The sequence below is a fragment of the Frigoribacterium sp. MEB024 genome (assembly GCF_000878135.1).
Lineage (GTDB): Bacteria > Actinomycetota > Actinomycetes > Actinomycetales > Microbacteriaceae > Frigoribacterium.
In genome coordinates this window covers 23,560-42,895 of sequence record NZ_JXQZ01000099.1, presented here as the reverse complement: position 1 = coordinate 42,895, position 19,336 = coordinate 23,560, and the positions used below count along the sequence as shown (strand labels likewise).

Below are 19,336 nucleotides of genomic sequence, written 5' to 3'. Positions count from 1 at the left end.
GGCCGCCACCCCGCCCGGGGTGGCGGCCTTCGCCGTGTCGGGTCGACACCGCCCCGTCAGAGCGTGCGGTGCGTCCACCGACCCGCCAGGACCGTGCCGACGACGGGCATCCGGCGCAGCTGGTCGTCCGTCGCGGTGAGCGGGTCGACCTCGGTGACGACGAGGTCGGCCACCGACCCCACCTCGACCCGTGCCCGGCCGCCGGTCGACGCGGCGAGCGCCGCCGAGGCGACCAGTCGCTGTTCTGGGTGCCACGGCTCGCGTCCGTCACGCGAGCGTGAGATCGCCGCGGCCATCGCGACCCAGGGGTCGAGCGGCGCCACGGGGGCGTCCGAGCCGAGCTGCAGGCGGACGCCGGCGGCGACGAGGCTCTCGAAGGCGAAGGCGCGACCGGTGCGACCGGCCCAGAAGCGGTCGGCCACGTCGCGGTCGTCCATGGCGTGCTCCGGCTGGACGCTGGCCACGATGCCGAGGCGCGCGAACCGCTCGACGTCGCGCGCGTCGAGCAACTGCGCGTGCTCGACGCTGCCGCCACAGCCGACCTCCTCGAGGGCGTCGAGCGCCTGGGCGTTCGCGGCGTCGCCGATCGCGTGCACGGCCGGCACGAACCCCGCCGAGGAGGCGCGGCGCAGCCACCCGACGAGCTCGTCGGTCTCGTAGATGCGCAGCCCCCGGGCCGCGGGGTCGTCCTCGAGCCCGGGGTACGGGTCGTGGCACCACGCGGTGCGGGTGCCGAGGGAGCCGTCGGTGATGATCTTGAACGGCCCCATCGTGACGAGCCCGTCGGTGCCCGGGATCTCGTCGCCGGTGCGCAGCCCGCGGGCGACGACGGCGTCGAGATCGCGCGGGTAGACCCCGGGACGGATGCGCAGCCCGCGGGTCCCGCCGGCCACGCGGCGGCTCCAGCGGTCGAGCGACAGCGTCATCTCGAGGTCGACGACGCCGACGACCCCGCGCGCGGCGGCCGCGTCGACGGCCTCGGCCACCCACCGGTCGAGCTGCTCGTCCGGCACGACGCTCACGGCGGCGCTGACGTCGAAGGCCGGCTGCTCACGCAGCAGACCGGTCGGATGGTCGGCGTGACCGTGACGGGCCAGGGCTGCCGAGTCGAGCCAGACGGAGTGCAGGTCGTTGCTGACCAGGACGACCGGCACGTCGCCCGCCACCGAGTCGAGCAGCGCCCGACTCGGGGCGTCGGGCCAGAGCGCGTCCTGGAAGCCGTAGCCGACGAGGGTGCCTCCCGCCTCGACCGGCTCGTCGCGCAGGCGCTCCCCCACGATCGAGGCCGCCTCGGCGGCGGACCTCGCCCGCGACAGGTCGAGGCGACGGCGCACCAGCGCCCATTGGTCCATGTGGACGTGGGAGTCCCAGAGGCCCGGGGCGAGCCAGCGGCCGTCGAGGTCGACGACCTCGGCACCGTCGGGGGCGAGACCGGACGCGAGCGCGACGACGCGGCCGCCGTCGAGCAGGACGTCCACGGGGGCGGGCCCGCCACCGACCAGACGGACGTCCCTCAGCAGCGTGCGCTGCGCCTCCTCGGCCGGGGTGCCGCCGCCGACCGTCATCGGTCGCGCACCCGGCGCATCTCGGCGGCGAGCGCCGGCTGCGCGTAGTGGTCGCCGTGCTCGAGCTCGTCGACGATGCGGTCGACGACCTCGGGCGCCTTGTTCTGGCTGAGTTTGGCGCGGGCGTCGAACCGGGTCACGCGCAGGCGGATGCCGACGGTGCCCTTCGCGACCCGTCGCGAGCCTGCCTCGTCGAGGGTGAGCGTCGACGGCTCGGGCATGACGCGCTCGAAGTGGTCGACGAGCTCGCCCAGCACGCGGAAGTTCTCGTCGTCGGAGAGGATCTCTGGCGTGCCCCAGAGATGCGCCGTCACGTGGTTCCAGGTGGGGATGATCTGCTCGGCCGGGTACCAGCCGGGCGAGACGTAGCCGTGCGGGCCCTGGACGATCACCATGACCTCGTGCTCACCGAGCTCGTGCGAGCGCTCGTCCGGGCGGCCGACGTGGCTGACGACCACGATGGCGTCGGGGTCGTCGTCGTCCTGCTCGAGCACGACCGGGTAGTGCGACGCCACGAGTCCCGCGGCCGTGTGGGACACGATCGTGGCCCACGGGTTCTCGCGGATCAACCGCTTGACCTCGTCGACGTCGGACAGGACGAACGTGGGGGTGTGCCGCATGGTGTCACCCTGGCACAGGTTTCAGCCGCGACCGGAAGCCGTGACGGGGACGTGACACGGCGGCCCGGTCACACCTGGTCGGTCGGGCACCAGTAGAGCTTGCGGCCCGCGGCCATCTCCATCACGATGTTCGTGCCGCAGACCCGGCAGGGCAGGCCCTCACGGTGGTAGACCCAGTGTCGGTCGGCTCGGCTGCGCAGTGCCTTGGCGTGCTGGGCCTTGGTGAGGCCGTCCATGGTCATCATCTGGCCGAGCTCGACGCCGCTCTTGAGCAGCTTCGTCCAGTCCTTGTAGAGGGCACGCAGCACCTCTTCGGGCACCTGGTTGCCGGGCGTGTGCGGGTCGAGCCGGGCCCGGAACAGCAACTCGGCGCGGTAGATGTTGCCGATGCCGCTGACCACGCTCTGGTCCATCAGCAGCAGGCCGATCGGGGTGCGCTTCTTGCGGACGGTCGTGACGAAGCGGTCGCTGCCCTTCTTGGGCGAGTCGACCAAGGGGTCGGGGCCGAGCTTCGAGATCGCCAGGTCGACCCCGGCCGCATCGAGGACCTCGCACTTCGTCGGGCCACGGAGGTCGCCGACGGCGGTGTCGGTCAGCAGTCGCACGCGCACCTGCCCGACGGGCTCGGGCGGGAACGACTCGATGTCGTCCTCGGTCTTCTCCTGCTCGGCCATGCGCACGCGCGTCCTGCGAGGAGCACCGATGCTGGCCATCGAGTCCTCGCCGTCGTCGTCGGGAGCGTTCTCGGCCTTGCGGGTCGCCGCCCGGCGCGTCCGCGACTCGGCCATCGAGTGGCCCGTGGCGATGTCGCCGGCGAAGTCCCAGGCGCCGTAGAGCCCCAGGTGCACGTGCAGCCAGAGCCCGTTGTCGAACTCGAGGAACATCTGCTTGCCGACGGCCTTCGCGTCGACCATCGTGGCGCCGTCGAGCCGGGTCGCACCGTCGGCGAACCGGCCCTGGGGCGAGCTCACCTCGACGCGGTGGCCGACGAAACTCTGCTCGAACTGGTTGGCGATGCGGTGGACGGAATGGCCCTCGGGCACGGCGGCACCTCTCTGGTGGTCGGTGTGTCGGTCTTGCGCTCGACGGCGGAGACGACGGAGCGGCGAGGCCCCGGTCGGGGTCCCGCCGCTCTCGACGTTACGTCGTCAGTCGACCGGGTGACCGGCGATCGCGCCCGTGGTCTCGTACTCGCCGACCTGCGCGATGCGGCGCACGTGGCGTTCGTCGTGGCTGAACGGCTCGGCGACGAAGGCGTCGATGAACGCGAGCGCCTCGGCCTCGGTGTGCTGACGTGCACCGATCGCGATGACGTTGGCGTCGTTGTGCTGGCGGGCGAGCTTCGCGGTCGAGTCGTTCCAGACCAGGGCCGCCCGGACGCCCTCGACCTTGTTCGCGGCGATCTGCTCGCCGTTGCCCGAGCCGCCGAAGACGACTCCGAGCGCCTCGTGACCGGCACGCTGGTCACGCACGGTCGCCCGCGCCGCCGCGATGCAGAACGAGGGGTAGTCGTCGAGCGGCTCGTAGCTCGTCGGACCGTGGTCGGTCACGTCGTGGCCCGCGTCGGTGAGGTGCTGGATGACGGTCGTGCTGAAGTCGAGGCCGGCGTGATCGGTCGCCACGTGGATGCGCATGGTGACCATCCTAGAACCGGGCCACGACGGGGCCGACCGGCACCGCGCCTCCTCGTGGTCCGTCGTCGGGGCCCGAGGAGGCGCGGGTCCTCAGTCGAAGATCGGCCCGACCGTGCGAGAGCGCTTGATCTCGAAGAACCCCGGGTACGACGCCACGGCGACGACGCCGTCCCAGAGGCGCACGGCCTCGTCGCCCTTCGGCGCGGGCGAGATGACGGGGCCGAAGAAGGCCACGCCGTCGACGGCGATGACGGGGGTGCCGACGTCCTGACCGACGCGGCCGATGCCGTCGAAGTGGCTGGCGCGCATCTGCTCGTCGAACTCGTCACCGTCGGCGTACCGCGCGAACTCGGCGGGCAGTCCGACCTCGGCCACGGCACCGGCGATGACGACGTCGCCGTCCTTCTCGCCCTCGTGGTGGATGCGGGCGCCCAGGGCGTCGTAGAGGGGCTTGACGATCTGCTGACCGTGGAGCTCGCCCGCCGCCGTGACGAGACGCGTGTAGCGCAGCATGCGGGCGAAGTTCGCCTTGTACTCGTCGCTGACGTCGTTCTCCTCGTTGAGCACCGCGAGGCTCATGACGTGGAAGGTGACGTCGAGGTCGCGGTGCTTCGCGACCTCGTCGACCCAACGACTGGTCATCCAGGCCCAGGGGCACGAGGGGTCGAACCAGAAGTCGACGACGGTGTGGGGCGCGGGGACGGGGGTGTCGGTCATGCCCTCAGTCAACACCCCGGTGTCGTACAGCCGGTCTAGGCTCTCAGCGGACCACGAGTCCCCCCTCACCCCCCAGACGGATGGAGCCAGCGTGCCCGGAGAGAACCTCACCCGCGTCGAGGCGCAAGAGCGCAAGAGCGTCGTCGACGTCCAGTCGTACGAGATCGCCCTCGACCTGACCCGTGGCGACGAGGTGTTCGGCAGCTCGACCACCGTGCGCTTCACCGCCACCCCCGGCGCGTCGACGTTCATCGACGCGCTCACCCGCACCGTGCACTCGGTGACCCTCAACGGCACCGCGCTCGACGTCGACGCGGTCTCCGACGGCGTCCGCATCCAGCTCGCCGAGCTGGCCGCCGACAACGTGCTCGAGGTCGTCGCCGACGCCGAGTACACCAACACCGGCGAGGGCCTGCACCGCTTCGTCGACCCGGTCGACGGCGAGGTCTACCTCTACTCGCAGTTCGAGGTGCCCGACAGCCGCCGCGTCTTCGCGGTCTTCGAGCAGCCCGACCTCAAGGCGACGTTCCAGTTCACGGTCACCGCGCCCGCACGCTGGCAGGTCGTCAGCAACCAGACCACCCCCGACCCCGTCGTCGACGGCGAGACCGGCACCTGGACGTTCTCGCCCACGCCCGTGCTCTCGAGCTACGTCACGGCGATCATCGCCGGCCCGTACGACGTCGTCCGCAGCGACCTCACCAGCTCCGACGGCCGCACGATCCCGCTCGGCATCTTCACGCGTCGCTCGCTCACGGAGTACCTCGACGCCGACTACATCTTCGAGAAGACCCGTCAGGGCTTCGCCTACTACGAGGACAAGTTCGACTACGCGTACCCGTTCGAGAAGTACGACCAGCTCTTCGTGCCCGAGTTCAACGCCGGCGCCATGGAGAACGCGGGTGCCGTCACCTTCGTCGAGACCTACGTCTTCCGCAGCAAGGTGACCGACGCCATCAAGGAACGCCGCGTCGTCACGATCCTGCACGAGCTCGCCCACATGTGGTTCGGCGACCTCGTCACGATGAAGTGGTGGAACGACCTCTGGCTGAACGAGTCATTCGCCGAGTGGGCCTCGACCATCTCGACCGCCGAGGCGACCGAGTGGACCGAGGCCTGGACCACCTTCCAGGCGATGGAGAAGAGCTGGGCCTACCGCCAGGACCAGCTGCCCTCGACCCACCCCGTCGTGGCCACGATCACCGACCTCGAAGACGTGCAGGTCAACTTCGACGGCATCACCTACGCGAAGGGCGGGTCGGTGCTGAAGCAGCTCGTCGCCTGGGTGGGCATCGACGCCTTCTACGCCGGCGTCGCCGCGTACTTCAAGAAGCACCACCACTCCAACACCGAGCTGGGCGACCTGCTCGTCGAGCTCGAGGCGACCTCGGGCCGCGAGCTGACCAGCTGGTCGAAGCTCTGGCTCGAGACCGCGGGCGTCAACACGCTGCGTCCCGAGCTCGACGTCGACGACGACGGCGTCATCACGTCGTTCGCCGTGTTGCAAGAGGCCCCGGCCGACCACCCCACCATCCGCCCGCACCGCCTCGCCATCGGCCTCTACGCTCTGCAGGGCGACGCCCTGGTGCGCACCGACCGCGTCGAGATCGACGTCGACGGCACCCGCACCGAGGTGCCCGAGCTGGTCGGCCTGAAGCGCGGCGACCTCGTGCTGATCAACGACGACGACCTCGCCTACGCGAAGATCCGCCTCGACGAGGTGTCGCTCGCCACCGCGATCGCGCACCTGTCGACGATCTCGAACCCGCTGGCCCGTGCCCTCGTCTGGGGCTCGGTCTGGGACGCGACGCGCGACGCCGAGACCTCGGCCTCGGACTACGTGCGACTCGTGCTCGACAACATCGCGACCGAGACCGAGTCGACGACGATCCGCACCACGCTCTCGCAGCTGCTGCAGACCGCCCGCAGCTACGTCGCACCCGCACGCCGCGCCTCCACGATCACCGAGGTCGGCGACGGCCTCTGGGCCCTGGCCCAAGGCGCCGAGGCCGGATCCGACGCACAGTTCCAGTTCGTCACCTTCTTCGCCGCGATCGCGTCCACCGAGGCGCACGAGGAGGCGCTGGCCGGTCTACTCGACGGATCGCTCGCCCTCGAGGGCCTCACCGTCGACACCGACCTGCGCTGGCAGCTGCTCGAGGGCCTCGTGCTCGTCGGCGGTGCCGGCGAGGCCGAGATCGACGCCGCCCTCGCCGAGGACAACACGGCGAACGGTGCCCAGGCGGCCGCACGGGCCCGTGCGACGATCGCGACCACCGAGGGCAAGCTCGCCGCCTTCGCGTCGGTCGTCGACAGCGCCGAACAGCCCAACGCCATCGTCCGGGCGACGACCCTCGGGTACCAGCACACGAACGACCCGGCGATCCTGCAGCCGCTCGTCGAGCGCTACTTCTCGTCGCTCACCGGCATCTGGGAGTCGCGCAGCTACCACATCGCCGACACCCTCGTCTCGGGGCTGTACCCGGCCGGCCTCGCCGACCAGGCGCTCGTCGACGCGTCCTACGCGTGGCTCGAGGCGAACCCCGAGACGCCGGCCCTGCGCCGCATCGTGAGCGAGAGCGTCGCGGGCGTCGAGCGGGCCCTGCGGGTGCAGGCGGTCGACCAGCAGTAGTCGCGCCCCGGGTCGCACGACGACCCGACGAACGACCCGGACGGCGGGCCCTCTCACAGGGCCCGCCGTTCCGGCGTCCAGGCGCCTCCCGGGTGGGGTCGCGGCGGCGTGCTTGACTTGTCGCTCATATGGACCTCCTCCTCGCAGCTGCCACCGACCCCGCCGCCCCGATCGCCTTCGACTGGGAGGCGTTCTGGACGATGTGGCGCGTTCCCATCCGGATCGTCGCGATCCTGCTCGTCGCGGTGTTGTTGCGCGTCGCCCTGCACTTCACGATCCGTCGGGTCGTCGACCAGGTCGTGAACGGCATCAAACGCAAGCAGAACGTCGACGACACGCAGGCCCTCATGGCCTCTCCCCTCCAGGCGGTCCGGGTCGTGCAGCGCACTCGCACGCTCGGCAGCGTGCTGAACAACGTGGTCACGGTCGTCGTCGCGGGCATCGCGCTCGTCTTGATCCTCGGCGAGCTCAACTTCAACGCCGTCGCCATCGTCAGCGCCGCCGGGGTCGTGGGGGCGGGTCTCGCATTCGGTGCCCAGAACATCGTGAAAGACATGCTCAACGGCATCTTCATGGTCGCCGAGGACCAGCTGGGGGTGGGCGACGTCGTCGACGTCGGGCCCGCGGCCGGTGTCGTGGAGGCCGTCGGCATCCGCGTCACGCAGGTCCGCGACGTCAACGGCGTGCTGTGGTTCGTGCGCAACGGCGAGATCCTGCGCGTGGGCAACATGTCGCAGGGCTGGACGCGGGTGGTCATCGACCTCGCCGTCCCGTACTCCGCCGACGTCGACCAGGTGCAGGACGCCATGCTGAACACGGCCAACGAGCTCGCGGCGATCCCCAAGTGGAAGCGCGCCATCATCGACCAGCCCGAGGTCTGGGGCATCCAGTCGATCTCCGAGGAACACGTGGTGATCCGCATCGTCGCCAAGACCAGGTCCTCCGATCGCGACAACGTCGACCGCGAGCTGCGGTCGCGCCTCAAGAAGACCCTGGACGCCATGGACATCGTGCTGCCCTCGTTGACGAGCGTCGTCCTGACCGGCTTCGACAGCGCCTCCTCGGTCCAGGGCGCCCGGGCGCCGCGCACGGTGCCGACGCCCCACGTGCCGCGGAGCAAGCGCAAGTGACCGACATCCCGCTGACGCCACGCCCGTCCACCGCGCAGCCCGTGACTCCCCCGCCGTCGGCCGTGCCGGTCACCGTCCGGCGGGGTCTCGGTGACGACGCCGCCCAGGGCAACTTCTGGCAGCAGATCGGCGGGCGGCCGACCTTCGAGAAGTTGGTCCGTCGCTTCTACGAGGGCGTCCGGACCGACGAGGTGCTCTGGCCGATGTATCCCGAGGCCGATCTCGAGGGCGCGATCCAGCGCTTGACGGGGTTCCTCGAGCAGTACTGGGGTGGGCCCACCACCTACAGCCAGGAGCGCGGGCACCCCCGCCTGCGCATGCGGCACATGCCGTTCCGGGTGACGCCCGAGGCGCGTGACCACTGGCTGCAGCACATGCGGGTGGCCGTCGACGAACTCGAACTCGCACCCCTCGACGACGCGATGCTCTGGGGTTACCTCGACCGCGCCGCCCAGGCCATGGTCAACACGTTCGAGCGCTGACGACCGCGGACCGCGTCAGAGCAGGGACGACCGCCGCTTGACGAGGACGTGGCCCTTGGGCGTCGTGAGGCGCGTCCAGGTGCCCGTCTCGAAGACGGCGACCTCGTCCTCGCCGTCGAGGAAGCCGAGGCTGAGCGCACCGAAGCCGGCACCGGCGGGGACTCCCTCGGCGCCCTCGACGGGTGCCGACCACACGTCGGCCCTCACCCGGTGCACGATCTGCTCGCCCGTGCCCGTCGGGATCGCCTCGGCGACGCGGGCGATGCCCGCCTCGGCCGTCGAGCGGAGGCGGTCGGACTCGATCGGTTCGAGCCGTGCCCAGCCGCCCCGCGGCGGTGAGATGGCCGCCCAGGTCACCGTGTTGACCGTGGCGGGCACGGACACGGTGACGGGCGCGGTCGGGTCGACGACGTCGTTCTGCAGGCGCACGAGGCGCTCTTTCAACGACCGGACCGGCACCACGGCGTCGAACTCGGGACGGTCGTCGAGCTGGAAGGTGCGCAGTCCGAGCACCGTGGGGCTCGAGTCGAGCAGCCCCATCGGGTAGAAGACGGCGACGTAGACGGCGAGGACGCCCGAGCCGGCGATGAGCCGGACCGAGCCGTCCTCGACCCGGCCCGCACGCCCGAGATAGGTCGCGAGATCGCTGAGGGACAGGGAGTCGGGGAGGGTGAATGCGTCGTTCATCGGCCCCCTAAACTACATCGGGTGACCGTCGATCCGCTGCAGAGCCTGCTGTCCACCCTCGACCTCTCGCCAGCGGGCAACGTCGGCGGGCAGGACGTCTTCACCGGGGGGTCACAACCCGAGCCGCTCGGTCGCGTGTTCGGCGGACAGGTCGCGGCACAGGCCCTCGTGGCCGCCCAGCGCACCGTCGGCGGTGGACGCGACGTCCATTCGCTGCACTCGTACTTCCTGCGGCCCGGCGACCTCACCATCCCCATCACGTTCACGGTCGACCGCATCCACGACGGCCGCTCGTTCGCGACCCGGCGCACCCAGGCCTCGCAGGACGGGGTGCCGATCTTCTCGATGATCGCGTCCTTCCAGACCCCCGACGAGGGGCTCGACCACCAGGTCGACATGCCCACCGGGCTGCCCGACCCCGAGGACGTCCCGAGCGACGCCGAACTGCTGTCGGCCGTCGACAACCCCGTCGCCCAGTCGTGGGCGCGGCGCCCGTTCGACATGCGTCACGTGCCGTCGCCCGTGTTCTTCAGCGTCGAGGGCGACCACGTCGCCCACCAGGCCGTCTGGCTCAAGGCGACGGGACCGCTGCCCGACGACGCCGACCTCCACCGCGCCGCCCTGCTCTACGCCAGCGACTACACCCTGCTCGAACCGATCTACCGCCGCCACGGCGTCGCGTTCGTCACCCCCGGCCTCAAGGTCGCGAGCCTCGACCACGCCATGTGGTGGCACCGCCCCGCGCGGGTCGACGAGTGGCTGCTCTACGTGCAAGAGAGCCCCAACGCGGTCGGTGGCCGCGGGCTCTCGCTCGGTCGCATCTACGACCGCGCGGGCACGCTCGTGGCGAGCGTCGCGCAAGAGGGCATGGTTCGGGTGCCGCGAGGCTGACGGGACGCGTGCCGGGTCAGCGCCGGCGAAAGGCGAGGGGCTCTTCGACGAACGGTGACCAGGCGTCGCGCTCGACGTCCGAGATGCGTCGTGGCCGGTCGGTCGCCGAGTCGACGAGCACGATCGTGGTGGCGGCCTTCGTGAACAGCTGCCGGGGTTCGACGCCCTCGGGCGACCAGACCTCGTAGCAGACCTCGAGGCTCGCTCCGCCGAGACGTCCGACCCAGATCTGCACGTCGAGTGGGGCCCGCAGGTACGGGATGGGGATCAGGTACTCGAGCTCTTGACGGGCGATGAGCGTCATCGTCGTGGCGTTCGGGCTGCCGTCGAGGACGGCGGCCGACGACCGCTCGTCGATCGCCCCGTCGGCCGACCAGAACGCGTCGATGCGCGCCTCCTCGAGGAGGCGCAGCATCGACGCGTTGTTCACGTGTCGGTACCCGTCGAGATCGCTCCAGCGGACTCGGGTCGGCACGTGCAGGCGGGTCATGACGGTGGGGTGCCGGTCAGTCGCGCGTGAGCTTGCGGTACGTGGCCGAGCTCGGCTTCGCCGCGTCGGCACCGAGGCGCTCGACCTTGTTCTCTTCGTACGCCTCGAAGTTGCCCTCGAACCAGTACCAGTTGGGGGTGCCGTCGTCGTTCAGGCCCTCCCACGAGAGGATGTGCGTCGCGATTCGGTCGAGGAACCACCGGTCGTGCGTGATGACCACGGCACAGCCGGGGAACTCGAGCAGCGCGTTCTCGAGGCTGCCCAGGGTCTCGACGTCGAGGTCGTTGGTGGGCTCGTCGAGCAGCAGCAGGTTGCCGCCCTGCTTGAGGGTCAGCGCCAGGTTGAGACGGTTGCGCTCACCACCGGACAACACGCCGGCCTTCTTCTGCTGGTCGGGACCCTTGAAGCCGAACTGTGACACGTAGGCCCGCGACGGGATCTCGGTCTTGCCGACCTGGATGTAGTCGTGCCCCTCGGACACGACCTCCCACAGGTTCTTGTTCGGGTCGATGCCGCCACGGCTCTGGTCGACGTACGAGATGTCGACCGTCTCGCCGACCCTCAGCTCTCCGCCGTCGAGCGGCTCGAGGCCGACGACCGTCTTGAAGAGGGTCGTCTTGCCGACGCCGTTCGGGCCGATGACGCCGACGATGCCGTTGCGGGGCAGGGTGAACGACAGGTCGTCGATGAGCACCCGCTCGCCGAACGCCTTGTGCAGCTTCTTGGCGTCGATGACCTGCGAGCCGAGGCGCGGGCCCACGGGGATCACGATCTCTTCGAAGTCCAAGGTGCGCGTGCGCTCGGCCTCGTTCGCCATCTCTTCGTAGCGGGCCAGACGCGCCTTCGACTTGGCCTGGCGGCCCTTGGCGTTGCTTCGGACCCACTCGAGCTCGGACGCGAGGCGCTTCGCGAGCTTGGCGTCCTTCTTGCCCTGGACCTGGAGGCGCTCGCCCTTCTTCTCGAGGTAGGTCGAGTAGTTGCCCTCGTAGGGGTAGAGACGGCCGCGGTCGACCTCGGCGATCCACTCGGCGACGTGGTCGAGGAAGTACCGGTCGTGGGTCACGGCGAGCACGGCGCCGGGGTACTTGCTGAGGTGCTGCTCGAGCCAGAGCACGCTCTCGGCGTCGAGGTGGTTGGTGGGCTCGTCGAGGAGCAGGAGGTCGGGCTTCTGCAGCAGGAGCTTGCACAGCGCGACGCGGCGCTTCTCACCGCCGGAGAGGTTCGCGACCTCGGCGTCACCCGGAGGCGTGCGCAGGGCCGACATGGCCTGCTCGAGCTGGGAGTCGAGGTCCCACGCGTCGGCGGCGTCGATCTCTTCTTGCAAGGTGCCCATCTCGGCGAGCAGCGCGTCGAAGTCGGCGTCGGGCTCGGCCATGGCGGCCGAGACCTCGTTGAAGCGGTCGAGCTTCTGCTTGATCGGCCCCACGCCCTCTTGGACGTTCTCGAGGACGGTCTTGGTCTCGTCGAGCTCGGGCTCTTGCATGAGGATGCCGACCGAGTAACCGGGGCTGAGCTTCGCCTCGCCGTTGCTGGGGGTGTCGAGCCCCGCCATGATCTTGAGGATCGTCGACTTGCCGGCGCCGTTCGGCCCCACGACACCGATCTTCGCCCCCGGGATGAACGACATGGTGACGTCGTCGAGGATCAGCTTGTCGCCGACCGCCTTGCGGGCGCGCACCATCGAGTAAATGTATTCGGCCATGGCAGCGAGTCTATCGGGCGGGGCCCCGCCCCCGACGTCACCAGTCGATGGCTCGGGTCGACCCCACGAGGCAGGCGCCCGTGCCGAGCACCGGCGCCGTCTGGCTCGTGTACCCCGCGCCCGAGACCTGCCCGATCAGGCAGTCCTGACCCCAGAGCACGGAGAACTGCACGCTGTCGGCGTCGCGGCCGATCGAGGTCGTGTCGGCGGTGACCTGCATCGACGACTTGTCGAAGCCCGCAGCCACGAGCGCGTCGACGACCGCGCGCCCGCCCGGGCGGGCGTTCGCGGCGACGGTCGCCGCGTTCACCTCGTCGAAGTGGGCCAGCGCCTCGGCCGTCGTCGACTCGGACGAGAACGCCGGAGCGCCCGTCGACGTCGCCGTGGGCTGCGTCGTCGGCGTCGGCTCGGGGGACGAGGTGCAGCCCGCGAGGGGGACCGCCACGGCCAGCAGGATCGCGGCGAGCCCCAGGCCGCGTGGGGGTCTCGAACCGTGCACAGGTGCCCTTCGTCGCGGGTGGCGGCCGCGGGTCGGCGAGCCGTGTCGAGTCTACGGCGTGCCGACCCGCGGGCCGGGAGCACGGGGCGCTCCGGAGCTCAGAACGGGGCCGGCGCCTCGTCGGCACCGATGGCCGGTGGAGCACCCCAGTCCGCACCCTCGTCCGGGACCGCCACCCGGTCGGGGTCCGACGAGGACGCATCCGAGGCGGAACCGTCCGAGGGACCTCCGTGACCGACCCCACCGTCGCCCTCCGTCCGGGGTGCCACCCCGTCCAGGCCGGAGGTCGCGGCCGGGTCGTCACCACCCGCGGCAGTCGGCGCCACCGGTCCGACGGCCGGGGCGGACGCGACCCGTCGTTCGAACGTCGACCTTCCCCAGACGAGGTCGTGACCGATCGCGTCGGCGTCGACCTCGACCGTCATGCCGCTGCGTTCACCGGACTCCCACGAGCGGATGCGGACCCGCCCGGTGACGACGACCCGCTGCCCCTTGCGGAGACTGGCGAGCACGTTGTCGGCGAGCTGGCGGAAGGCCGTGACGGTGTACCAGTTCGTCTCGCCGTCCACCCACTCGCCCTTGACGCGGTCGTAGCGGCGTTGCGACGAGGCGAGCCGGAAGCTCGAGATGGAGAGGCCTGACTGCGTCACGAGGGCCCGGGGGTCGGTCGCGATGATCCCTGTGAGGGTGATGGTGTCTGTCATGACGGGAGTCTCGCGAAGGCGGGACTCCCCCGGGACGGCACCCGCGCCTCCTTGTGGAGAAGGACGGCGGGGGCCGCTCGGGGGACGACGCGACGCGAGGTCGTCCGCGGACGCCTCAGTGCTCGTGAAACTCGGGGTACTCGGCTCCCGGGCCCAACGCCGCGAACAGGGCGCTCTTGGCCACGGCCAGGGTCGGATAGACGCCGCCGTCGGTCCCCTTCGCGGAGAGGCGCACGGTGAAGTCGCCGTCGCTCCGCAGGATGGTGCCGACCGCGCCTGCCGGGCCCACGGCCACCCAGGTCTGTCGGTGCAAGGTGTTCTGGTCACTCATCGTCGAGCGCCCCTTTCCTCTTCTCTCGGTCGGTCGCGCCGGTCGGCGCGGCCCGTCTACGAGGCGAGCACGTACTTCGCGTACGACTTGCGGATCTTGGTGACCTTCGGCAGAGCGACGGCCGTGCAGTAGCCCTGGCCGGGGTTCTTGGCGAAGAAGTCCTGGTGGTGCTCCTCGGCGTCGTACCAGGTGGGCAGCGGCTCGATGGTCGTGACGACACCGCCGTCCCAGGCCTCGGAGGCGCGGTCGCGGGCCGCCCGGAAGAGCACCGCCTGCTCGTCGTCGGCGGAGAACATCGCCGAACGGTACTGGGTGCCGACGTCCGCGCCCTGCCGGTTCAGCTGACGCGGGTCGTGCAGGGTGAAGAAGACGTCGAGGACGACGTCGGCGGGGATCTTCTCGGGGTCGAAGGTGACCGCGACGGCCTCGGCGTGCCCCGTCCGGCCGGTGCACACGTCGTCGTAGCTCGGCTCCACGGTGTCTCCGCCGGTGTAGCCCGAGACCACCTCGGTGACGCCGTCGAGGGTGCGGTAGACCGCGTCGAGGCACCAGAAGCAACCGCCGGCGAGAACGAATGTCGTCATGCCCGTGAACCTACTCCCGACTCGGGGCCCCGCCCTAGGCTGACCGCATGAGATCACCCTTCACGCCCTACGTCGCCGACGACGCACGGTACTCACGACTCGACTACGTCCGCACGGGCCGCAGCGGGCTCAAGCTGCCCCGCATCTCGCTGGGCTTCTGGAACAACTTCGGTTCCGACCGCGGACTCGAGACCCAGCGCGACATCGTGCTCCGCGCGTTCGACCGCGGGGTCACCCACTTCGACCTGGCGAACAACTACGGCCCGCCCTACGGCTCGGCCGAAGAACAGTTCGGCCGCATCGCCGCGGCGAACCTGCGCCCCTACCGCGACGAGATCGTGGTGTCGTCCAAGGCGGGTTACGACATGACCCCCGGGCCGTACGGCGACGGGGGGTCGCGCAAGTACCTGCTCAACTCGCTCGAGGCCAGCCTCGGGCGGCTCGGCATGGACCACGTCGACATCTTCTACTCGCACCGCCCCGACCCCGAGACCCCGATCGACGAGACGATGGGGGCGCTCGCGACGGCCGTCCGGCAGGGCAAGGCGCTCTACGCCGGCATCTCCAACTACGACCCGGCGCAGACCGAGGCCGCGATCGACGCCCTGGCGGCAGAGGGCGTGCCGCTGCTGATCCACCAGCCGCGGTACAACATGTTCGACCGCCGGCCCGAGCGGGGGCTCTTCGACACCCTGCTGACCCGCGGCGTCGGCTCGATCGTGTTCTCGCCCCTGGCCGGGGGCCTCCTGACGAACCGCTACCTCTCGGGCAGTGCTCCCGCGGGCTCGCGCGCGGCCGAGGGCCGGTGGTTCTCCGAGGACGCCCTCGACGAGACCTACCTCTCGCGCGTCCGCGGCCTGAACGAGATCGCGGAGGCGCGGGGCCAGTCGCTCGCGCAGCTCTCGCTCACCTGGGTGCTGCGTCAGCCCGCCGTGACCAGCGCCCTCATCGGCGCCTCGTCGGTGGCCCAGCTGGACGACAGCCTCGACGCCCTCGACGGTGCCGAGCTGACCGAGGACGAGCTCGCGGCGATCGAGCCGCTGGCGGTCGACGGCACGGGCCGCTGACCGGACGGCGCGGTGCCGACGGGGCACCGCGCTCTCCGAGGTCCGAGGTGCCCGAGGTCGATGTCGGTGGTCACCCCTAGCGTCAAGGGTGTTCTCGACAGCATCGGCCGGATGACCTCAGGAGCACCTCATGACCAGCAGCACCCTCGACCACGCGATCGTCCCGTCTGCCCCGCACGCTCACGCAGGCGTTCCCCTGCCCTCCCTGCGCTCGACCCGGGGCGGCCTGCACCTCGTCCAGGTGCACGACGACCTCGCTCGGGTGACCCGACCCGGCGGTGAGATCGTGGGCTACGTCGAGCGCTTCGACGACCCGCAGGGCGATCGCTACCGCGCCAAGCGGTTCCTGCCCCGTCAGCGTCGCTTCGTCGAGATCGGTGAGTTCTGGAGTCGCGACGACGCCACCGACTGCTTCCGGTTCGCCTGATCCCGATGCCTCCGCCCGGGCACCGTGACGGCCTCCCCGACAGCATGTCGCAGCCGTCCAACCTTCGACCTCGGCTGTAGTGTTCGCCCCATGCAGTGGTGGAACGATCTCGTCGAATGGCTCTCTTCGGACAACGGGTGGCGTGTCGTCACCGATGCGGTGATCCCCTTCGTCGCCATCGTCGTGGCCGGCGTCGTCGCAGCCCTCATCGGCCGGGCGAGCACGCGGCGAGTCGTGTCGTCGCACGAGGACGAGGCGAAAGCCGCGGCCGTCGCGGCCCTCGTCTCGGCGGCCCGCAAGGGTGCCGTCTACACCTCGCTCGGGGTCGAGGAGCGTGCCTACGCCGATCACCTCGGCCACGAAGCCGACGTCCGCCTGCGGCTGTTGCCCGCGACCGGCAGCACCCTCGCCGCCGACTGGGCGGCTCACGAACTGGCCGAGATCAAGCGCAACTCGGCGTCCTTCAGCTTCCAGTCCGAGCAGACGCTCGGTGAACTCCGCGACCGCCTCGTCGAGTGGCAGAACCGCCCCGGCCGGGCCAAGAAGCTCTTCCGCGACGATCTCGCCCGCTGGAAGTACGAAGAGGCCGACGTCGACCGAGACACGGCCGCGAAGCAGAAAGCCTGGGAGGCCGAGCAGCGCGCCGCGTCGGCGACCGAGCAGCGACGCACCGAGGCCTCCGCGCCCACGGGTGCCGCCCCCTCGGCGACGCTCCGCCCCGCGGCCCTCGACGATGCCCCGGTCCGGGGTGGCGACGAGGCCTACCGAGCACCCACGGCTCCCGCCCCGCTGACCGGACCGTCGCCGATGTCCGCGCCCGAGGCACCCGCCGTCACGTCGGGTGACGCCTCCCACGACGACACGCGTGACGACCCGATGGACGACGAGCGCTACGAGCAGCCGGTCAGTGCGAGCCAGGTCCGCCGCCGCACGGCACCCGAACTGTCGCAAGATAATCGAGCCTGATCAATTCGGGGCTATACAACCTTCTTGTTCGACGCGTCCCTCCGGGTGCACGCGTCTTATGACACGCCTTAGCTCCGTTCCGCCAAAGCTAATGCGTCTTCAACAGCTCTAATGATCATTGCAAGTTGTTTCGTACAGTCCTCAAGATGCGCCTGTTGCATGGCACGAAACTCGAGCTGGATAGCGTCCCAATCGCCCTCATGCGCGATCTGGTTGCGACGGTCGTAATACAACTGGAGCTGTAGCCGAATTCGATCTGGTCTGGAGCCGATCTTGAGAGCAGCACTCAACCAAATGGCTTGCGGATCGACACCTCCGGCCAGTAGAGCCTTATCAATCATGTCCGGGGATACCAGAGTCTTGTACGAAAGAGCAAGCCGGATGTGCCCCAGCCCGTCTGATCCTGAAAGCTCCTGATCAGTACCACGGCGAAGATAACTAACAATGGCGGTCACTTCGTCCGGGCCCCGGCGGATGCGAGACGACAACATCGCCACCACGCGTTCGTGGAAGTACGTATCTACACTGGCCACGGCCAGAACAAACGCGCTTCTACGCAGGATGGGCGCAGACTCTAAGTACCCATCTCGCTCCGCTCGAAGGGCCGCCTCCTCAACTTGTTCTACCTGAGCCATCAGGCGCTCGAAGACGCCTAGTGCCTCAGCAGACACCTAGGACTCCCTACTTAGAAGTTCCAGTACGCGATCCGCAAACTGGGAAAAAATTCTGTTTAGGGACTCGATTTGCGCTCTCGACCCTTCGAGAACGATTCCGGCCTGGCCAAGCTGAACGTCCGACAACTCGTAGACAGGCACGTGGAAGTCTTGCGACTTCGGTAGGAGGCTGTTGAATTCTTGAACTTGGGCTAAGACAAGAGAGGACGGAATACCGGCTGCTTCATAAGCATCCATGTCAAATGTTAATCCAGATGCAGCCAACGCGGGTACAAACTGATCTCGAGAAGCCTCCTCTACTTTTTCAATCCACGATTGGAATGGGCCCGTGGGAGTTCCATACGGTTCATCGTCAGTTGCGGATCGGTAGAGCCGGTAGCGCTGAATGACTAGGCCGCCTAGCTTGAGTCGCGGCTCAGGGAAGGGGTACGAAGCTTCGCCCAGAACCTCGTTCTGGCTGGCTGTTTTTGCCCATCGGCCCCATCGAGGCAATACGCGGGCCAGCGATTGGAGCGCCATTATCGAAAAGAAATCTGGTGACGTTGGAACGATTAGCTGATCACTAATCGACACGAGATTCTGATTAAGGGCACCAAGGCTAGGACTCATATCGATCACGACGTAATCGATGTCGAGTTTTTCTGCCGTTTGCGTCAGCAAGTAGTGCATAGCTCCGGGAAGGTTTCGAAGGGCTGGCATCGATCCCGCCAACTCTTGTGCAATTCCAAGTGACACTTCATATTCCCCAAGGCGCAGATGCCCCGGCAGGAGGAATAGGCCATCTCGACCCTCTACGGGAATACAGTCGACAGCCTCCAACATTCTCGGCTCTGAGTCGAACGCAGGCTTCAATGCCCCAAATAGGGTCTTCTCAAAGTTCGTAGTCCAAAAGTCCTCTGCTGCTGACTGAGTCTTGTCGAAATCCTCGCTCTCTTCGTCCCCTTCGAGGAGCCCTAAGCCGTCCTCAAGGTCATCGTCGGGCCACTCTGGATTAAGCCCAAGCACTACGCCCGTGAGGTTGCATTGGGGATCAGCATCGACCATGAGGACGCGTTTCCCCTTGTTTGCCAGCATCCACGCAAGGTTGAACGTTGTCGTGGTTTTCGACACGCCACCCTTGTGGTTAAACATCGAAATTATTTGAGCCATGAAGCCCCCCGGCTTGTGAGTGGTCTTAATAGACATTGCGCAGCATCCATAAAACTGAGCCGCCTTCGACAACCTAGTGGACAGATTGAAGTTTCGGGACTGCAGTGGTGTCAGGCATCGCAGCTAAGCCGGTACCGACAATGTACGAAGAGACGAGAAGCACCGCGTAGATCATCGGTGGCGTGGTGCCCCCGGCAGGAATCGAACCTGCGACCAAGAGATTAGAAGGCTCCTGCTCTATCCGCTGAGCTACGGGGGCGAACCCGTCCACGATACCGTGCCCGCCCCTCCGTCCCGGTAGCGGTCCACCTAGGCTCCGCACCGGGTTTCGTGCACCGCGCCCCGACTCGTCGCGGTGCGGTGCACGAAACCCGGTGTCTCGCGC

General features: G+C 69.0%; 21 protein-coding genes and 1 tRNA gene. 7 read left to right on the top strand and 15 right to left on the bottom strand.

Annotated features, from left to right (window positions below; genetic code table 11):
• Positions 1-56 precede the first annotated feature (56 nt).
• The 5 genes from SZ60_RS14385 to SZ60_RS14365 form a co-directional block, all read right to left on the bottom strand.
• Entirely contained in the window at positions 57-1,565 is a 1,509-nt protein-coding gene (locus SZ60_RS14385; protein WP_043597024.1) for an amidohydrolase, read from the bottom strand.
• Positions 1,562-2,185: an FMN-binding negative transcriptional regulator gene (locus tag SZ60_RS14380; protein WP_043597022.1), complete on the bottom strand. Its 624-nt coding sequence runs from the start codon at positions 2,183-2,185 to the stop codon at positions 1,562-1,564. Before SZ60_RS14380 ends, SZ60_RS14385 begins: the two co-directional genes overlap by 4 nt.
• A gap of 68 nt (positions 2,186-2,253) precedes the next feature.
• A complete protein-coding gene (locus SZ60_RS14375; protein WP_043597021.1) occupies positions 2,254-3,228 on the bottom strand; it encodes an Fpg/Nei family DNA glycosylase in 975 nt (324 codons plus the stop codon).
• A 105-nt stretch (positions 3,229-3,333) separates the two neighbouring features.
• A complete protein-coding gene (locus SZ60_RS14370; protein WP_043597130.1) occupies positions 3,334-3,819 on the bottom strand; it encodes a ribose-5-phosphate isomerase in 486 nt (161 codons plus the stop codon).
• 90 nt (positions 3,820-3,909) lie between these two features.
• Positions 3,910-4,536 (bottom strand): DsbA family protein, encoded by a 627-nt coding sequence (locus SZ60_RS14365; protein WP_043597018.1) that lies wholly within the window; start codon positions 4,534-4,536, stop codon positions 3,910-3,912.
• Between the two features lie 91 nt (positions 4,537-4,627).
• Here SZ60_RS14365 and pepN point away from each other — a divergent pair, with 91 nt between their 5' ends.
• From pepN to SZ60_RS14350, 3 genes are all read left to right on the top strand, one after another.
• Positions 4,628-7,168 carry an aminopeptidase N gene (gene pepN / locus SZ60_RS14360; protein WP_043597015.1) on the top strand — a complete coding sequence of 847 codons (2,541 nt, stop codon included), beginning with the start codon at positions 4,628-4,630 and terminating at the stop codon, positions 7,166-7,168.
• A 128-nt stretch (positions 7,169-7,296) separates the two neighbouring features.
• Positions 7,297-8,298 (top strand): mechanosensitive ion channel family protein, encoded by a 1,002-nt coding sequence (locus tag SZ60_RS14355; protein ID WP_052505434.1) that lies wholly within the window; start codon positions 7,297-7,299, stop codon positions 8,296-8,298.
• Between the two features lie 62 nt (positions 8,299-8,360).
• On the top strand, positions 8,361-8,780 hold the full coding sequence (locus SZ60_RS14350; RefSeq protein WP_043597127.1) for a globin: 420 nt from the start codon (positions 8,361-8,363) through the stop codon (positions 8,778-8,780).
• Between the two features lie 15 nt (positions 8,781-8,795).
• On the opposite strand, the gene SZ60_RS14345 is transcribed toward SZ60_RS14350, so the two are convergent.
• Positions 8,796-9,467, bottom strand: coding sequence for a hypothetical protein (locus SZ60_RS14345; RefSeq protein WP_043597013.1), 672 nt, complete (start codon positions 9,465-9,467; stop codon positions 8,796-8,798).
• A 21-nt stretch (positions 9,468-9,488) separates the two neighbouring features.
• Here SZ60_RS14345 and SZ60_RS14340 point away from each other — a divergent pair, with 21 nt between their 5' ends.
• Positions 9,489-10,358 (top strand): acyl-CoA thioesterase II, encoded by an 870-nt coding sequence (locus tag SZ60_RS14340; protein ID WP_043597010.1) that lies wholly within the window; start codon positions 9,489-9,491, stop codon positions 10,356-10,358.
• Between the two features lie 16 nt (positions 10,359-10,374).
• On the opposite strand, the gene SZ60_RS14335 is transcribed toward SZ60_RS14340, so the two are convergent.
• From SZ60_RS14335 to msrA, 6 genes are all read right to left on the bottom strand, one after another.
• Positions 10,375-10,848 carry a thioesterase family protein gene (locus tag SZ60_RS14335; protein ID WP_043597007.1) on the bottom strand — a complete coding sequence of 158 codons (474 nt, stop codon included), beginning with the start codon at positions 10,846-10,848 and terminating at the stop codon, positions 10,375-10,377.
• 16 nt (positions 10,849-10,864) lie between these two features.
• The gene (ettA, locus tag SZ60_RS14330; protein ID WP_043597003.1) at positions 10,865-12,550 is read right to left on the bottom strand and encodes an energy-dependent translational throttle protein EttA; all 1,686 of its coding nucleotides are present in this window, start codon (positions 12,548-12,550) and stop codon (positions 10,865-10,867) included.
• A 37-nt stretch (positions 12,551-12,587) separates the two neighbouring features.
• Positions 12,588-12,995: a hypothetical protein gene (locus SZ60_RS14325; RefSeq protein WP_231567180.1), complete on the bottom strand. Its 408-nt coding sequence runs from the start codon at positions 12,993-12,995 to the stop codon at positions 12,588-12,590.
• A gap of 152 nt (positions 12,996-13,147) precedes the next feature.
• On the bottom strand, positions 13,148-13,753 hold the full coding sequence (locus SZ60_RS14320) for a single-stranded DNA-binding protein (protein WP_043596999.1): 606 nt from the start codon (positions 13,751-13,753) through the stop codon (positions 13,148-13,150).
• Positions 13,754-13,868: 115 nt separating this feature from the next.
• Entirely contained in the window at positions 13,869-14,084 is a 216-nt protein-coding gene (locus SZ60_RS14315) for a hypothetical protein (protein ID WP_043596997.1), read from the bottom strand.
• A gap of 56 nt (positions 14,085-14,140) precedes the next feature.
• Positions 14,141-14,668, bottom strand: a complete 528-nt coding sequence (gene msrA, locus SZ60_RS14310; protein WP_043596995.1) for a peptide-methionine (S)-S-oxide reductase MsrA — start codon at positions 14,666-14,668, stop codon at positions 14,141-14,143.
• 47 nt (positions 14,669-14,715) lie between these two features.
• On the opposite strand from msrA, the gene SZ60_RS14305 reads away from it, so the two are divergent.
• From SZ60_RS14305 to SZ60_RS16675, 3 genes are all read left to right on the top strand, one after another.
• Positions 14,716-15,735 carry an aldo/keto reductase gene (locus SZ60_RS14305; RefSeq protein WP_043596993.1) on the top strand — a complete coding sequence of 340 codons (1,020 nt, stop codon included), beginning with the start codon at positions 14,716-14,718 and terminating at the stop codon, positions 15,733-15,735.
• 130 nt (positions 15,736-15,865) lie between these two features.
• Positions 15,866-16,162: a hypothetical protein gene (locus tag SZ60_RS14300; RefSeq protein WP_231567179.1), complete on the top strand. Its 297-nt coding sequence runs from the start codon at positions 15,866-15,868 to the stop codon at positions 16,160-16,162.
• A 90-nt stretch (positions 16,163-16,252) separates the two neighbouring features.
• Positions 16,253-17,128: a hypothetical protein gene (locus SZ60_RS16675; RefSeq protein ID WP_052505433.1), complete on the top strand. Its 876-nt coding sequence runs from the start codon at positions 16,253-16,255 to the stop codon at positions 17,126-17,128.
• A 68-nt stretch (positions 17,129-17,196) separates the two neighbouring features.
• Here SZ60_RS16675 and SZ60_RS17305 read toward each other — a convergent pair whose 3' ends face one another.
• From SZ60_RS17305 to SZ60_RS14290, 3 genes are all read right to left on the bottom strand, one after another.
• Complete coding sequence (locus SZ60_RS17305) at positions 17,197-17,799, bottom strand: hypothetical protein (protein WP_156155628.1); 603 nt, start codon at positions 17,797-17,799, stop codon at positions 17,197-17,199.
• Positions 17,800-18,987: a ParA family protein gene (locus SZ60_RS16990; protein WP_197073581.1), complete on the bottom strand. Its 1,188-nt coding sequence runs from the start codon at positions 18,985-18,987 to the stop codon at positions 17,800-17,802.
• A 147-nt stretch (positions 18,988-19,134) separates the two neighbouring features.
• Positions 19,135-19,210: transfer RNA gene (locus SZ60_RS14290), tRNA-Arg, on the bottom strand.
• Positions 19,211-19,336 lie beyond the last annotated feature (126 nt).

Coding starts and splice junctions, on each gene's coding strand:
- SZ60_RS14385 (WP_043597024.1), bottom strand. CDS start 1,565: ATGACGGTCGGCGGCGGCACCCCGGCCGAGGAGGCGCAGCGCACGCTG.
- SZ60_RS14380 (WP_043597022.1), bottom strand. CDS start 2,185: ATGCGGCACACCCCCACGTTCGTCCTGTCCGACGTCGACGAGGTCAAG.
- SZ60_RS14370 (WP_043597130.1), bottom strand. CDS start 3,819: ATGCGCATCCACGTGGCGACCGATCACGCCGGCCTCGACTTCAGCACG.
- SZ60_RS14365 (WP_043597018.1), bottom strand. CDS start 4,536: ATGACCGACACCCCCGTCCCCGCGCCCCACACCGTCGTCGACTTCTGG.
- SZ60_RS14355 (WP_052505434.1), top strand. CDS start 7,297: ATGGACCTCCTCCTCGCAGCTGCCACCGACCCCGCCGCCCCGATCGCC.
- SZ60_RS14345 (WP_043597013.1), bottom strand. CDS start 9,467: ATGAACGACGCATTCACCCTCCCCGACTCCCTGTCCCTCAGCGATCTC.
- SZ60_RS14335 (WP_043597007.1), bottom strand. CDS start 10,848: ATGACCCGCCTGCACGTGCCGACCCGAGTCCGCTGGAGCGATCTCGAC.
- ettA (WP_043597003.1), bottom strand. CDS start 12,550: ATGGCCGAATACATTTACTCGATGGTGCGCGCCCGCAAGGCGGTCGGC.
- SZ60_RS14320 (WP_043596999.1), bottom strand. CDS start 13,753: ATGACAGACACCATCACCCTCACAGGGATCATCGCGACCGACCCCCGG.
- SZ60_RS14315 (WP_043596997.1), bottom strand. CDS start 14,084: ATGAGTGACCAGAACACCTTGCACCGACAGACCTGGGTGGCCGTGGGC.
- msrA (WP_043596995.1), bottom strand. CDS start 14,668: ATGACGACATTCGTTCTCGCCGGCGGTTGCTTCTGGTGCCTCGACGCG.
- SZ60_RS14305 (WP_043596993.1), top strand. CDS start 14,716: ATGAGATCACCCTTCACGCCCTACGTCGCCGACGACGCACGGTACTCA.
- SZ60_RS14300 (WP_231567179.1), top strand. CDS start 15,866: ATGACCAGCAGCACCCTCGACCACGCGATCGTCCCGTCTGCCCCGCAC.
- SZ60_RS16675 (WP_052505433.1), top strand. CDS start 16,253: ATGCAGTGGTGGAACGATCTCGTCGAATGGCTCTCTTCGGACAACGGG.
- SZ60_RS16990 (WP_197073581.1), bottom strand. CDS start 18,987: ATGTCTATTAAGACCACTCACAAGCCGGGGGGCTTCATGGCTCAAATA.